The sequence below is a fragment of the Streptomyces stoeckheimensis genome (assembly GCF_045822005.1).
Classification (GTDB): Bacteria; Actinomycetota; Actinomycetes; order Streptomycetales; family Streptomycetaceae; genus Streptomyces; species Streptomyces stoeckheimensis.
In genome coordinates this window covers 5,683,868-5,696,804 of record NZ_CP169550.1, presented here as the reverse complement: position 1 = coordinate 5,696,804, position 12,937 = coordinate 5,683,868, and the positions used below count along the sequence as shown (strand labels likewise).

14 protein-coding genes and 1 tRNA gene are annotated in these 12,937 nt (G+C 69.4%); 5 read left to right on the top strand and 10 right to left on the bottom strand.

Annotation, left to right across the window (positions count from 1 at the left end; all coding sequences use genetic code 11):
• Positions 1 to 212: 212 nt before the first annotated feature.
• From ACE1OC_RS25830 to ACE1OC_RS25820, 3 genes are read right to left on the bottom strand one after another with little or no spacing between them, the layout of a single operon-like run.
• Positions 213 to 1,190: an ABC transporter ATP-binding protein gene (locus tag ACE1OC_RS25830; RefSeq protein ID WP_407841681.1), complete on the bottom strand. Its 978-nt coding sequence runs from the start codon at positions 1,188 to 1,190 to the stop codon at positions 213 to 215.
• A gap of 17 nt (positions 1,191 to 1,207) precedes the next feature.
• Complete coding sequence (locus tag ACE1OC_RS25825; RefSeq protein ID WP_407839009.1) at positions 1,208 to 2,107, bottom strand: ABC transporter permease; 900 nt, start codon at positions 2,105 to 2,107, stop codon at positions 1,208 to 1,210.
• Positions 2,100 to 2,927, bottom strand: coding sequence for an ABC transporter permease (locus ACE1OC_RS25820; protein ID WP_407839008.1), 828 nt, complete (start codon positions 2,925 to 2,927; stop codon positions 2,100 to 2,102). Before ACE1OC_RS25820 ends, ACE1OC_RS25825 begins: the two co-directional genes overlap by 8 nt.
• Positions 2,928 to 3,113: 186 nt before the next feature.
• On the opposite strand from ACE1OC_RS25820, the gene ACE1OC_RS25815 reads away from it, so the two are divergent.
• Positions 3,114 to 5,570, top strand: a complete 2,457-nt coding sequence (locus ACE1OC_RS25815) for a transglycosylase domain-containing protein (protein WP_407839007.1) — start codon at positions 3,114 to 3,116, stop codon at positions 5,568 to 5,570.
• Positions 5,571 to 5,604: 34 nt separating this feature from the next.
• Here ACE1OC_RS25815 and ACE1OC_RS25810 read toward each other — a convergent pair whose 3' ends face one another.
• The 3 genes from ACE1OC_RS25810 to ACE1OC_RS25800 all read right to left on the bottom strand — a co-directional run bounded on the left by ACE1OC_RS25810 (position 5,605) and on the right by ACE1OC_RS25800 (position 6,865).
• On the bottom strand, positions 5,605 to 5,925 hold the full coding sequence (locus ACE1OC_RS25810; protein WP_407839006.1) for a DMT family transporter: 321 nt from the start codon (positions 5,923 to 5,925) through the stop codon (positions 5,605 to 5,607).
• A 179-nt stretch (positions 5,926 to 6,104) separates the two neighbouring features.
• The gene (locus ACE1OC_RS25805) at positions 6,105 to 6,446 is read right to left on the bottom strand and encodes a GroES family chaperonin (RefSeq protein ID WP_407839005.1); all 342 of its coding nucleotides are present in this window, start codon (positions 6,444 to 6,446) and stop codon (positions 6,105 to 6,107) included.
• A gap of 50 nt (positions 6,447 to 6,496) precedes the next feature.
• Complete coding sequence (locus tag ACE1OC_RS25800; RefSeq protein ID WP_407839004.1) at positions 6,497 to 6,865, bottom strand: DUF3618 domain-containing protein; 369 nt, start codon at positions 6,863 to 6,865, stop codon at positions 6,497 to 6,499.
• Positions 6,866 to 6,928: 63 nt separating this feature from the next.
• On the opposite strand from ACE1OC_RS25800, the gene bcp reads away from it, so the two are divergent.
• From bcp to ACE1OC_RS25785, 3 genes are all read left to right on the top strand, one after another.
• Positions 6,929 to 7,396, top strand: a complete 468-nt coding sequence (gene bcp, locus ACE1OC_RS25795) for a thioredoxin-dependent thiol peroxidase (RefSeq protein WP_274552901.1) — start codon at positions 6,929 to 6,931, stop codon at positions 7,394 to 7,396.
• A 147-nt stretch (positions 7,397 to 7,543) separates the two neighbouring features.
• Complete coding sequence (locus ACE1OC_RS25790) at positions 7,544 to 8,185, top strand: HNH endonuclease signature motif containing protein (RefSeq protein ID WP_407839003.1); 642 nt, start codon at positions 7,544 to 7,546, stop codon at positions 8,183 to 8,185.
• 546 nt (positions 8,186 to 8,731) lie between these two features.
• Positions 8,732 to 8,814, top strand: a tRNA-Leu gene (locus tag ACE1OC_RS25785).
• Positions 8,815 to 8,875: 61 nt separating this feature from the next.
• On the opposite strand, the gene rdgB is transcribed toward ACE1OC_RS25785, so the two are convergent.
• The 4 genes from rdgB to ACE1OC_RS25765 all read right to left on the bottom strand — a co-directional run bounded on the left by rdgB (position 8,876) and on the right by ACE1OC_RS25765 (position 11,336).
• A complete protein-coding gene (gene rdgB / locus ACE1OC_RS25780; RefSeq protein WP_407839002.1) occupies positions 8,876 to 9,505 on the bottom strand; it encodes an RdgB/HAM1 family non-canonical purine NTP pyrophosphatase in 630 nt (209 codons plus the stop codon).
• Positions 9,506 to 9,619: 114 nt separating this feature from the next.
• A complete protein-coding gene (locus tag ACE1OC_RS25775) occupies positions 9,620 to 10,006 on the bottom strand; it encodes a hypothetical protein (protein ID WP_356509078.1) in 387 nt (128 codons plus the stop codon).
• Between the two features lie 126 nt (positions 10,007 to 10,132).
• Positions 10,133 to 10,864, bottom strand: a complete 732-nt coding sequence (gene rph / locus ACE1OC_RS25770; protein WP_250741140.1) for a ribonuclease PH — start codon at positions 10,862 to 10,864, stop codon at positions 10,133 to 10,135.
• A gap of 118 nt (positions 10,865 to 10,982) precedes the next feature.
• A complete protein-coding gene (locus tag ACE1OC_RS25765) occupies positions 10,983 to 11,336 on the bottom strand; it encodes a glucose PTS transporter subunit EIIB (RefSeq protein WP_407839001.1) in 354 nt (117 codons plus the stop codon).
• 164 nt (positions 11,337 to 11,500) lie between these two features.
• On the opposite strand from ACE1OC_RS25765, the gene ACE1OC_RS25760 reads away from it, so the two are divergent.
• Positions 11,501 to 12,802 (top strand): PTS transporter subunit EIIC, encoded by a 1,302-nt coding sequence (locus ACE1OC_RS25760; protein WP_407839000.1) that lies wholly within the window; start codon positions 11,501 to 11,503, stop codon positions 12,800 to 12,802.
• The last annotated feature ends 135 nt before the right edge of the window (positions 12,803 to 12,937 follow it).

Genomic DNA, 12,937 nt, shown 5'->3' with positions numbered 1-12,937 from the left:
CCGTACAAGCTGGCACAGAACACTGTCAGCCAACTGTCCTCACGGAACCAGCGATACGCACCTTGGGGACGTACACCCCGCGCACTCGCCGACACCTTGAGATCCATACAGGCGACCGTAACGACACTCACCCAAATGGACCATCACTCACAAGAGTGGAACAAAGAACCAGCAGTTCCCAACCCCGCCCCGCTGCCTCCACACCGGCTCCCCTACCCCCGCCCCGCGTACATCCGCGCGATCACGTCCTCGATGTCCGGCTCCCGCACCGACAGGTCCAGCAGCGGATACTCCGCCGCCACCGCCGCCACCAGCGGAGCCGCCGAAGCCCGCGCCGGGAACGCCAGCCACTGCCGCGCGCCCTCCACCTTCACCACCCGCGCCCCCGCCACCTCGATCGGCGGGAGCTCCCGCTCCAGGTCCACCACCAGCGTCCGCTCGCTCGCCGCCGCACCGTCCGCGGCGCCCGCCGTGTGCAGTCCGCCCAGCGAGCCGTCGTAGACCAGCCGCCCGTGGTCGATCACCATCACCCGCTCGCACAGTTGCTCGATGTCCTGGAGATCGTGCGTGGTCAGCAGCACCGTGGTGCCGAGCTCCTCGTTCAGCTGCCGCAGGAAGCCCCGTACGCTCGCCTTGCTCACCACGTCCAGCCCGATGGTCGGCTCGTCCAGGTACAGCACGTCGGGGTCGTGCAGCAGCGCCGCCGCGATGTCCCCGCGCATCCGCTGACCGAGCGACAGCTGCCGTACGGGTACGTCGAGCAGCTCGGCGAGGTCGAGCCGGTCCACGCAGCGCTCCATGTTCTCCGCGAACCGCGCCGACGGGATCCGGTACATGCGCCGCATCAGCGCGTACGAGTCCTTCAGCGGAAGGTCCCACCACAGCGTCGTGCGCTGCCCGAACACCACGCCGATCCGGTGCGCGAGGCGCATCCGCTCCCGCGCCGGGTCGATGCCGGCGACCCGCAGCCGGCCGCCGCTCGGGGTGAGGATGCCGGTCAGCATCTTGATCGTGGTCGACTTGCCGGCGCCGTTGGGCCCGATGTAGCCGACCATCTCGCCCCGGGCCACCTCGAAACTGATCCCGTCCACGGCCCTGACCTGCCGTTTCTCCCGGCGCACCAGGCCCACCCGGCGCCGTACGTCGAAGACCTTCTCGACCTCGTGCAGTGAAATCAACGCATCCGACATCAGCGCATCCGCCACGACTAGCTCCCCGTACTGCGGTACGAACGGACCCCCGCGCGCCAGGCCAGCGACGCGGGGAGGAACACCACGAAGGCCACCAGCGGGCTCGCGTACGCCACCCACCCCGGCAGCCCCAGCGGATCGGGCCGGCCCAGCACGTACAGGGCGGGCAGCCAGTTGACGAAGGCGAGCGGCACGATGAAGGTGACCCCGCGCAGCAGGTCCTTCGCGAAGACGGTCGGCGGGTACTGGAGCATGGTGCAGCCCCCGTAGGTGAAGCTGTTCTGCACCTCCGCGGCGTCCCCGGCGAGGAACTGGAAGGCCGCGCCGCCCACCATGACCGCGCCGAAGATCGCCGCCCCGGCGGTGATCATCACGGGCAGCATCAGGGCCTTCCCGACCGTCCAGTGCACCTGGTCCAGCTCCGAGACGGCCCACCCCAGGACCACGAGCCCCTGCGCGATCCGCCCCAGCCGGCGCAGTGCGAACCGGTCGGCCGCCACCTGGGCGAGCACCGGGACCGGGCGGACCAGCATGGTGTCGAGGGAACCGTCGCGGATCCGCGAGCCGATCCGGTCGGTGTTGCCGAGCAGCAGGTCGGCCAGGCCCAGGGAGGCCGAGCAGGACCCGTACAGCAGGGCGATCTCGGGCAGCGTGAAGCCGCCCAGCTCGTCCACGTGCGAGAACATGATCATGATCGCGACGAAGTCCAGGAGCGTGATGGCCGCGTTGCCGAAGGTGGAGAGGAAGAAGGACGTGCGGTACGTCATCGTCGACCGGATCCACATCGCGGCGATCAGCCCGTAGCCGCGCAGCCCTTCCAGGACCCGGCTGCGCTCCGGGACGAGGAGCCCGGGCTCGCCCGCCCTGCCGGCCTGGACGGCCGCCCGGTCCCTGCCCTCCGCCACCCGCTCAGCCACCCTGGACCACCACCTTCCGCGTCGCGGCAGCCTGCAGCAGCCGGCCCAGCCCGAGCAGCACCACGGCCCACGCGGCCTGGAATCCCAGCCACCCCGCCGTACGCGCGGCCCCGGCACCCTCTCCCAGCAGCACGTCCACCGGCACCTGGAGCATCGCCGCCCAGGGCAGGAGCCGGACGAACTCCCCGAAGCCGCCCGGGAACACGGTCAGCGGCAGCAGCATCCCGGAGAAGAAGATGGAGACGACCGTGGCCATCATGTTGATCCCGGCCCCGTCCATCAGCCAGAAGGCCGCCAGCCCCAGCAGGTAGCGCAGCGCGAAGCTCACCACCAGCCCGAGGAGCACGGAGACGAGGAAGAGCAGCCAGCGCAGCGGAGCGGTGGGCAGCGCCAGCTGGAAGGCGAGCCCGCCGACGACCAGCGGTACTACGCCGCGGCCCAGGAGTTGAAACCCCGCACGGCCCAGATCACCCGCGAGCCACCACGCCTGGAGATCGGCCGGACGGTACAGGTCGACGGCGATGTCACCCGTACGGACGCGTTCTTGGAACTCCTCCTGGAAGCCTCCGCCGATCAGCGCCCCGGCGGCGAGCAGCGCCTGACTGACCCACATGAACGTGAGGGCCTCGGACTGGTCGTAGCCGCCGAGCCCGGGCCGCTCGTCCCAGAGCGCGATGTAGGTGTAGGCCAGGATGAAACCGAACACGGTGTTGGTGAACACCCCCGCCGCGGTGGCCGTCCCGTAGGTGGCGTACCGGCGAAAGCCCCCGGCCGCGACCGCTCCGTAGAGCCCGGCTCGCCCCACCACCGGCTGGCGCACCTCATCCCCTCCGTTTCCCAGGTCGTTGCTGCGTCGTTCCTGTGTCGGCCAAAGCGCGCGAGCTTAGTGCGGAGGGGCGATCCACGCGAACGAATTACGCCCGTCCGGAGCGGAAGCGGCGGCCATCGGGTAGACAGCATGAGGTACAGATGTGGATATTTCGTACGGCGCCGAGGAGTCCCGGAGATGAGCGACCCGTCACCACCGCCCGGCTGGACGCCTCGCGATCCCGACACCCCCGACGGGCAGCAGGTTCCGGGCGCCGACGCGCGCCCGCCCTCCGGACAGCCGGCCCCGCCCCAGAGCGCCAAGGAGGCCAAGCGGGCGGAGAGACAGCGGGCGAAGGCGGCGAAGAAGGCCAAGCGCAAGCGCACCGGCTGGCGGCGCCTCTTCCCGACCTGGCGCATGGTCCTGGGCGCGTTCCTGCTCCTCGCCCTGCTCGTCTGCGGCGGCCTCGTGGCCGGCTACCTGCTGGTCCACATCCCGCCCGCCAACGCGGCCGCCACGGCGCAGTCCAACGTCTACCTCTACACCGACGGCACCCAGCTCGCCCGCGACGGCGAGGTCAACCGCGTCAACGTGCCGCTCTCCCAGATCCCCCTGACGGTCCAGGAAGCCGTACTGGCCGCCGAGGACCGCGACTTCCACTCCGAACGGGCGGTGGACCCCGCGGCGATGCTGCGCGCCGCCTGGAACACCGCGACCGGCAAGGGCACCCAGTCCGGATCGACCATCACCCAGCAGTACGTCAAGAACTACTACCTGGGCCAGGAACAGACGATCAAGCGGAAGGTGAAGGAGTTCTTCATCGCGATCAAGCTCGGTCGCGAGAAGTCGAAGAACTACATCCTCGAGGGGTACCTGAACACCAGTTACTTCGGCCGCAACGCCTACGGCATCCAGGCCGCCGCCCAGGCCTACTACGGCAAGGACGTCGGCAAACTCACCACCGCCGAGGGCGCGTACCTCGCCACCCTCCTCAACTCCCCCAGCGCCTTCGACGTGGTCGCCCACCCCCAGGGCCGCGGCCGCGCCCTCGCCCGCTGGAACTACGTGCTCGACGGCATGGTCAAGAAGGGCTGGATGACGCCCGCCGAGCGCGCGGCCACCCAGTTCCCCGAGCCCGGCAAGGTCCGCCCGGCCGCCGGCCTCTCCGGACAGCGCGGCTACCTCGTCGAGGCCATCAAGGACTACATCGTCGAGAACAAGATCCTCGACGACAAGACCCTCGCCGAGGGCGGCTACCGCATCACCACGACCATCGACAAGGCCCGCCAGACCGCCATGGTCGACGCCGTCAACGACAAGATGGTCAGCAAGCTCGAACCCGACACGCGCAAGGCGGACCGCGTCGTGCGCACCGGAGCCGTCTCCATCGACCCGGCCACCGGCAAGGTCGTCGCCATGTACGGCGGCATCGACTACACCAAGCAGTACGTCAACAACGCCACCCGGCACGACTACCAAGTGGCCTCCACCTTCAAGCCGTTCGTCTTCGCCTCCGCCGTGCAGAACGACTCCCACACGCAGGACGGCCGCACGATCACCCCGTTCACGATCTACAACGGCGACAACAAGCGGCGCGTCGTCGGCACCCGCATCCCCTACGCACCGGAGAACGAGGGGCAGGTCAGCTACGGCAACATCACCGTCAACACGGCCACCGACCTCTCCGTCAACACCGTCTTCGCCCAGATGGTCGTCGACGTCGGCACGGACAAGGTCAAGCAGACCGCCATCGCCCTCGGCATCCCCGAGAACACCCCGAACTTCGACCCGGGACCGGCCATGGCACTGGGCACCATGCAGGCCAGCGTCCTGGACATGACCCAGGCCTACGCGACCCTCGCCGCCCACGGCCGCCACACCCCGCACACCTTCGTCGAGAAGATCACCAAGGAGGGCGACACCATCGCCCTCCCGGCGCGCGACCCGGCCCAGGCCGTCAGCCGCGAAGCCGCCGACACCACCACGTCCATGCTGGTCAGCGTCGTGGACAACGGAACCGGCACGGCCGCCCTGGCCGCCGGCCACCCGGCCGCCGGCAAGACGGGGACCGGCGAACTGGACCGCTCGGCCTGGTTCGCGGCGTACACCCCGAACCTGGTCACGGTCGTCTCGATGATGGGCCAGGACCCGGACACCGGCTCCCTGGAATCCCTCTACGGAGCCCTGGGCGAGGCCCGCATCGGGGGCGGCGGCTACCCGGCCCGGATCTGGGCCCAGTACACGAAGACGGCCCTGGCGGACAGCGACCCCGTGGACTTCGACCTGGAGCTCATGCCGGGTGCGAACCGGCCCCCGCAGCCCCCGCCCACCGACCCGAGCCCGGACCAGTCGCCGGAGGAAACCCCGGGCGACCGCCCCTCGGGCCGGCCGGGCCGCCCGACGCGGACCCCGTCGACGGGCGGACAGACGAACGGAGGCCAGACGACGGGCGGACAGACCACCGGAGGCCAGACGAACGGGGGCCAGACCACCGGAGGCCAGACCACGGGCGGCCAAACCACCGGGGGTCAGACCACCGGAGGCCAAACCACCGGCGGCGAGACCACCGGCGGCCAGACCGACGGCGGCACCACGACGGGCCCCCAAGGCGGCACCACCGAGGGCCTACGCCCACCGGCGGACCTACTGGAGTAACCAGGCCAGCACGGTCCCTCAGTGACTCAGTGACTCAGTGACCGGAGGTCGCCTTCAACCCCACGACGGCGGCCAGCAGCAGACAGATGAAGAAGATCCGGGCGGCGGTGACGGGCTCCCCCATGGCGACCATCCCGACCACCGCCGCACCGGCCGCGCCGATGCCGACCCACACGCCGTACGCCGTACCGATCGGCAGGGTCTTGACCGCGATCGACAGCAGCACCATGCTCGCCACGATGCCGGCGCCCGTGAACACGCTCGGCCAGAGCCGGGTGAATCCATCGGTGAACTTCATGCCGATCGACCAAGCGACTTCGACCAGACCGGCGACGATGAGCAGAACCCAGGCCATGACAGGCACCTCCGGGACGAGAGCGGAACGGGGTGCGTCGTCTTGTCATGCAGCCACTGGCCACTGGCCAAGGGCGACCCGGTACGGCGCGTCTCGTCGGGGGTTCCCCACCACCGTAGCAAAACCGAACGGAAAGGGCCGGTGACCATGGTCACCGGCCCTTTCCACAGTCCTCGGGGCTAGAGATAGAGCCCTGTGGAGTCTTCCGACCCCAGCCGCTCGGAGGCCACGGCGTGCAGGTCCCGTTCCCGCATCAGCAGGTACGTCGCCCCGCGCACCTCCACCTCGGCCCGCTCCTCGGGGTCGTACAGCACCCGGTCCCCCGCCTCGACCGTCCGTACGTTCTGCCCGACCGCGACCACCTCGGCCCAGGCCAGCCGCTTGCCCACCGCGGCCGTCGCCGGAATCAGGATGCCGCCGCCCGAGCGGCGCTCGCCCTCCGGCGAATCGGATTTCACGAGCACGCGGTCGTGCAGCATGCGGATGGGCAGCTTGTCGTGGGTGGTGGTGTTCTCGCTCACGCCCCGAACCTACCCGCCCACACCGGCCCCAGACCCCGCAGGGTCATCAGTCAGTGCTTGCGTCGCGCCGACATCACCAGCACGCCCACGACACCGGCCGCGAGCAGCGCGACCGGCACGATCCGCTCGACGCGCGGGGCGCCGTCCTCGTGGCGCAGCCCGTCGCGGGCGTCGGTGACGAGGCGGTTCACCGTCGCCACGGCGCGGCCGACGACGTGGTCGATGTTGCCGACCATCTTCGCCTTGGCGTCCCCGACGATCGTTTTGGGGTGCATGCGCACCCCGATCTCGTCGAGCGCCTCGGCGAGCTGCTCGCGGCGGCGGACGATGTCCGCCTCGATCTGTGCGGGGGTCCTGGCTTCCGGCACCGCGCTGCCTCCGTCGTCGTGGTCGGTCCCTTGGCGGGTGTAGCCCACCATGAACAGTCTGTCAGCAGCTTAGTCTCGACACCGTACCGATCCCCTCCCGAGGAGACTGTTGAGATGAGCGAGCGACTTGAGCCGGGCGACATCGCCCCCGCCTTCACCCTGCCCGACGCGGACGGCAACGAGGTCTCGCTCGCCGACCACAAGGGCCGCAAGGTGATCGTGTACTTCTACCCGACCGCCCTGACCCCGGGCTGCACCAAGCAGGCCTGCGACTTCACGGACAACCTGGCCGTCCTGGCCACGGCCGGCTACGACGTCATCGGCGTCTCCCCGGACAAGCCGGAGAAGCTGGCGAAGTTCCGCGAGCAGGAGCACCTGAAGGTCACCCTGGTCAGCGACCCGGAGAAGGAGACCCTGACGGCGTACGGCGCGTACGGCGAGAAGAAGCTGTACGGCAAGACGGTGACCGGAGTCATCCGCTCGACGGTGATCGTCGACGAGGAGGGCAAGGTCGAACGCGCCCTCTACAACGTCAAGGCCACGGGCCACGTAGCCAAGATCATCAAGGACCTGGGCATCTGACCCCGCCCCCTCCTTACGGAACGGCCCGCACCCCACAAACGGTGCGGGCTGTTCCGTTTATCGGACGAAAATCGGCCGTAACTGTCCGACTATCGGTCCGTTACTCCATGCGAGGGCCGCACATGCGGCCGGGAAATGGAGGGGCCGATGCCGATCAGCCCGTACACGAGGGAACGCCTCACGGAGGCGGCGGAGGGGTCACGGACGCTGTCCGAGGCGCTAGAGAGGCTGGGGGTGGACCCGAAGAGTCCGACGAGGCGGTACCTGCATGACCGCATGCGGAAACTGGGCGTGGACGTCTCACACTTCGAGCGGGAGGAGGCCCTCAAGTGGACGAAGGAGATCCTGGCAGAGGCCGTCGCCGCATCCACGAACATGTGCGAGGTACTGAGGCGCCTCGGCCTCGAAGTCGTCGGCGGCCATCACACCCACATCAGCCGGCGAGTGAAGGCGTTCGGCATAGACACCTCTCACTTCACACTGCCTTCTACGGCGGGGCGCCCCAAGGTCCGGCGCACACCAGAATCGATCCTGGTCAGGCAGGACGGCACCGACGCCCGCCGGATGCAGAGCGAGCACCTCAAGTCCGCGCTGGCCTCGCTCGGGGTTCCCGAGCAGTGCGCGATGTGCGGCATCGAGCCGACCTGGCAGGGTTACCCGCTGCCGCTTGAGGTGGACCACATCGACGGCGACTGGCGCAACAACCAGCCGGACAACCTGCGGCTGGTCTGCCCGAACTGCCACTCCACGACGGACACGTACCGCGGGCGCGCCAAGAGGCGCGGGTGAGCGAGCGACGGAGCTACGTCAGATGCGTCAAGCCGGACGGACCCACTCTGCGTGACGCGGTCGCGTCATCACACTCTCTGGCCGAGACCCTGCGGCGCCTCAGCAAGCCTGTGTCCGGCAGCCACCACAAATCGCTCAAACAATGGATCGACGAGGACAACCTCTCGACAGCCCACTTCCTCGGACAGGCCCATCAACGCGGCAAGAAGGGTCCCACGCCGGTGAAGACCGCCGAGGACATCCTCGTGAAGCACGACGGGCAGCGCCGCACCCGCACCCAACTCCTGCGGCGCGCGATGCGGGAGATAGGCGTCCCAGAGTGTTGCGACATGTGCGGGACAGAGCCCAGGTGGCTCGGGCGGCCCATGACTCTGGAGGTCGACCACATCAACGGTGACTGGAGCGACGACCGCGCGACGAACCTCCGGCTGCTATGCCCTAACTGTCACGCCGTCACCAGCACCTGGTGCCGCGGAGGCCGTCGCCACCGGTAGAGCCGAATCTCGGCCCGCAAAGCGCCGCGTTCCGGCTAGGATTGTGGCGCGCGCGGCCGTTGCTGAACGGTATAAGCGGAGGCTTTAGGTGCCTCTGGACGAAAGTCCATGTGGGTTCGAATCCCATCGGCCGCACGGTCATGGAATCGAAGGCCCGGCTCTGAGAGCCGGGCCTTCGGCATGTGACGGGCCGGGCTCAGCCCAGCAGTTCCCGGACCACCGGGACCAGGGCTCGGAAGGCCTGGCCTCGGTGGGAGATGGCGTTCTTTTCTGCCGGCGTGAGTTCCGCGCAGGTGCGGGTGTCGCTGGCCGGCTGGAGGATCGGGTCGTAGCCGAAGCCGCCCGTGCCCGACGGGGTGTGGCGGAGGGTGCCCAGGAGGCGGCCTTCGACCACGCGTTCCGTGCCGTCCGGGAGGGCGAGGGCGGCCGCGCAGAAGAAGTGGGCGCCGCGGTGTTCGTCGTCGATGTCGCCGAGCTGGGCCAGGAGCAGGTCCAGGTTCGCCTTGTCGTCGCCGTGGGTGCCGGCCCAGCGGGCCGAGAAGATGCCCGGGGCGCCGTTCAGGACGTCCACGCAGAGGCCCGAGTCGTCGGCGACGGCCGGCAGGCCGGTGGCTTGGGCGAGTGCGTGCGCCTTGAGCAGGGCGTTCTCGGCGAAGGTGACGCCGGTTTCCTTGACGTCCGGGATCTCCGGGTACGCGTCCGCGCCGACCAGCTCGTGCGGCAGGCCGGCGGCGGACAGGATGGCGCGGAGTTCGGTGACCTTGCCCGCGTTGCGCGTGGCGAGGATCAGGCGGCTGGGCGTCGCGGAGGGCTGCGTCGAGGTCATGCAGCCATTATCCGGGCCGCCGCCCGAGCCCCCCGCCGGGCCCTCGGATCGCGCCTTGGACCCCGTCCGGGCCCGCGCCCGGGACCGCGCCCGCGCATCGGCCTGCTCGCCGGCTCAGCCCGGGGTGCAGACCTTCGAGATCTCCTTCGCCGCGTCCGCGACCGGGGTGACGTCGGGAGTCGTGGTGCCGCTCTCGATGGAGGTGCGGACGTTCTGGACGGCCGTGTTCATCGAGGAAATGGCCTTGCTCAGGTCGGCGTTGTCCGTCTGGTCGCCGACCTTCTTGAGGTTCTCCTCGATCGCGTTGAGCGCGTTCTGGGCGTCCTGCGGGCTGTTGCCGGCCTGCGAGACCGCCTGCTGGAGGTCGTTCGCGCCGTCCGTGATCGCGACGGCCGTGCTCGCGCAGTCCATCGCCGTCGAGATCGCGTCGCAGGAGGTGATCGCGGGTATGGCGAGCGCTGCCGTCAGGGCGACGGCTGCCAGGCGGTACTTCGACTTCACTTCGGCCCCCAGGGGGATTCGGTACTGCGAGCAGAGGATGTGGGTACGTGGACGGGCGCACGGCTTCGACGCCGTGCACCCGTATCCACACAGACGCGCGGACCGGCCGCGCGGTTGCCGGCAGCGCTAGAGCGTGAGCTCCAGGGCGCCGAGCTGGAGGGCTTCCAGGTCGGCGCAGCCGCCGGCGGCCAGGTCGAGGAGGGCGTTGAGTTCCTTGCGGTCGAAGGGCTCGCCCTCGGCCGTGCCCTGGACCTCGACGAAGCGGCCGTCGCCGGTGCAGACCACGTTCATGTCGGTCTCGGCGCGCACGTCCTCCTCGTAGCAGAGGTCGAGGAGCGGGACGCCGTCGACGATGCCGACGCTGACGGCGGCGACGGTGCCGGTCAGGGGCTTGCGGCCGGCCTTGATGAGCTTCTTGCCCTGGCCCCAGGAGATCGCGTCGGCCAGGGCCACGTAGGCGCCGGTGATGGCCGCGGTGCGGGTGCCTCCGTCGGCCTGGAGGACGTCGCAGTCCAGGACGATGGTGTTCTCGCCGAGGGCCTTGTAGTCGATGACGGCGCGCAGCGAGCGGCCGATCAGGCGGGAGATCTCGTGGGTGCGGCCGCCGATCTTGCCGCGTACGGATTCGCGGTCGCCGCGGGTGTTCGTGGCGCGGGGCAGCATCGAGTACTCGGAGGTGACCCAGCCTTCGCCGCTGCCCTTGCGCCAGCGCGGTACGCCTTCGCTGAAGGAGGCGGTGCAGAAGACCTTGGTGTCTCCGAAGGAGACGAGGACGGAGCCCTCTGCGTGCTTGCTCCATCCGCGTTCGATGGTGACCGGGCGGAGCTGTTCGGGCGTACGGCCGTCGATGCGAGACATGGCACCGAGCCTAGCCGGTACGAGGGAACGAGAAGACCCCGTCCGGGTGCGTCCGGTCGGGGTCCTGTCGTACGTACGGGTGCGCGCGGGGGCGCGCGTGGGAGCCGGTGGGCTCAGCTCACATCATGTCTTCGATGTCGGCGGCGATCGGGTCGGCGTCGGTGCCGATGACGACCTGGATCGCGGTGCCCATCTTGACGACGCCGTGGGCGCCGGCGGCCTTCAGCGCGGCCTCGTCGACCTTGCTCGGGTCGATGACCTCGGTGCGCAGGCGGGTGATGCAGCCCTCGACCTCTTCGATGTTCTCGATGCCGCCGAGCCCGGCGACGATCTTCTCAGCCTTGGTGGCCATGTGTTTCTCCCTGAGTTCTACGAAGAACGAGTCCGACTGACATCCGGCGTCCGGCGCCTGAACGCCCGCCGCCCGATCGACCGACCCACCAGGGCGGTCCGCTTCGTCACGGTAGCCCACGATTGGCCCAGCTACGCGGGCACATGCCCGGTATCTGCCGAATGATGATGATCAGCACCAACCTGCCCTAAGGCGGGTGAAATGCGACCGCAACACAAGTGGTCTACACCAGTGTGCCGCAAGTGTCGCGACTGCCAAAAACGGGCCGGTCAGGGAGGACGCGGATGAGCGCGAGCAGCGCCGCAGCAGTGCCACAGCAGAAGTGGTGGAACGGCTTGTTCCAAGGGCTGCAGAAGATGGGCCGGAGCCTCCAACTGCCGATCGCCGTACTCCCGGCGGCCGGCATCCTGAACCGGCTGGGCCAGGACGACGTGTTCGGCAAGGACGGCCTGGGCTGGACGAACGTCGCCAAGGTGATGGCCTCCGCGGGCGGCGCCCTGCTCAACGCGGACCTCGGCCTGCCGCTGCTCTTCTGCATCGGCGTCGCGATCGGCATGGCCAAGAAGGCGGACGGCTCGACCGCGCTCGCGGCGGTGGTCGGCTTCCTCGTCTACCGGAGCGTGCTGCGCGCCTTCCCCAAGGACTGCCCGACGGGGACGACGGACGTCGGCGGTGGCTGCTTGGGGCCCGATCAGACCTTCGCCGAGTACACCTTCCAGAACCCGGGGGTGTTCGGCGGCATCATCATGGGGCTGCTGGCCTCCTGGTTCTGGCAGCGCTACCACCGGGTCAAGCTGGTGGACTGGCTGGGCTTCTTCAACGGCCGCCGTCTGGTCCCGATCATCATGACCTTCGTGGCGATCGCCTTCGCCGTGCTCTGCCTGTGGATCTGGCCGCCCATCGGCAACGCGCTGGAGAGCTTCTCGGACTGGCTGATCGGCCTGGGGTCGCTGGGCGCCGGCATCTTCGGCGTCGCGAACCGCGCGCTGCTGGTGATCGGCCTGCACCAGTTCCTGAACGTGCCGGTGTGGTTCCAGTTCGGCAGCTTCACCAAGCCTGACGGCACGGTCGTCCACGGTGACATCCCGATGTTCCTGAACGGCGACCCCGAAGCCGGGCAGTTCCTCACCGGCTTCTTCCCGATCATGATGTTCGCCCTCCCGGCGGCGGCGCTGGCGATCACGCACTGCGCGAAGCCGGCCCGGCGCAAGGAGGTCGGCGGCCTGATGCTGTCGGTCGGCCTGACCTCGTTCGTCACCGGCATCACCGAGCCGCTGGAGTACTCGTTCCTCTTCCTGGCGCCGGCGCTGTACGCCGTGCACGCGGTGCTGACGGGTGTGTCGATGGCGGTGACCTGGGCGTTCGGGGTCAAGGACGGCTTCAGCTTCTCGGCGGGGCTGATCGACTACCTCATCAACTGGAGCCTGGCGACGAAGCCCTGGATGATCATTCCGATCGGACTCTGCTTCGCGGTCGTCTACTACGGCATCTTCCGCTTCGCGATCACCAAGTGGGACATCAAGACGCCCGGCCGGGAGTCCGACGAGGAGATCGCGGTGATGCAGGCGGAGAACACCAAGGCGTGACGCCGCAGGTCGCGAGTCCGCCCACGGGGCGGGCGAACGCCCCTCGGACGGCTCGCCGAACGCACCGCTCCGGGGCGCCGTAAGCCCCGCTCCGACCACCCGACTACACGCGAGGCCTTCGGACCCACAGGGTCC

Excerpts from the sequence above, each read along its gene's own strand:
- ACE1OC_RS25760 (WP_407839000.1), top strand. The coding sequence starts at position 11,501 with ATGAGCGCGAGCAGCGCCGCAGCAGTGCCACAGCAGAAGTGGTGGAAC.
- ACE1OC_RS25815 (WP_407839007.1), top strand. The coding sequence starts at position 3,114 with ATGAGCGACCCGTCACCACCGCCCGGCTGGACGCCTCGCGATCCCGAC.
- bcp (WP_274552901.1), top strand. The coding sequence starts at position 6,929 with ATGAGCGAGCGACTTGAGCCGGGCGACATCGCCCCCGCCTTCACCCTG.
- ACE1OC_RS25830 (WP_407841681.1), bottom strand. The coding sequence starts at position 1,190 with ATGTCGGATGCGTTGATTTCACTGCACGAGGTCGAGAAGGTCTTCGAC.
- ACE1OC_RS25800 (WP_407839004.1), bottom strand. The coding sequence starts at position 6,865 with ATGGTGGGCTACACCCGCCAAGGGACCGACCACGACGACGGAGGCAGC.
- rph (WP_250741140.1), bottom strand. The coding sequence starts at position 10,864 with ATGTCTCGCATCGACGGCCGTACGCCCGAACAGCTCCGCCCGGTCACC.
- ACE1OC_RS25790 (WP_407839003.1), top strand. The coding sequence starts at position 7,544 with ATGCCGATCAGCCCGTACACGAGGGAACGCCTCACGGAGGCGGCGGAG.
- ACE1OC_RS25810 (WP_407839006.1), bottom strand. The coding sequence starts at position 5,925 with ATGGCCTGGGTTCTGCTCATCGTCGCCGGTCTGGTCGAAGTCGCTTGG.
- rdgB (WP_407839002.1), bottom strand. The coding sequence starts at position 9,505 with ATGACCTCGACGCAGCCCTCCGCGACGCCCAGCCGCCTGATCCTCGCC.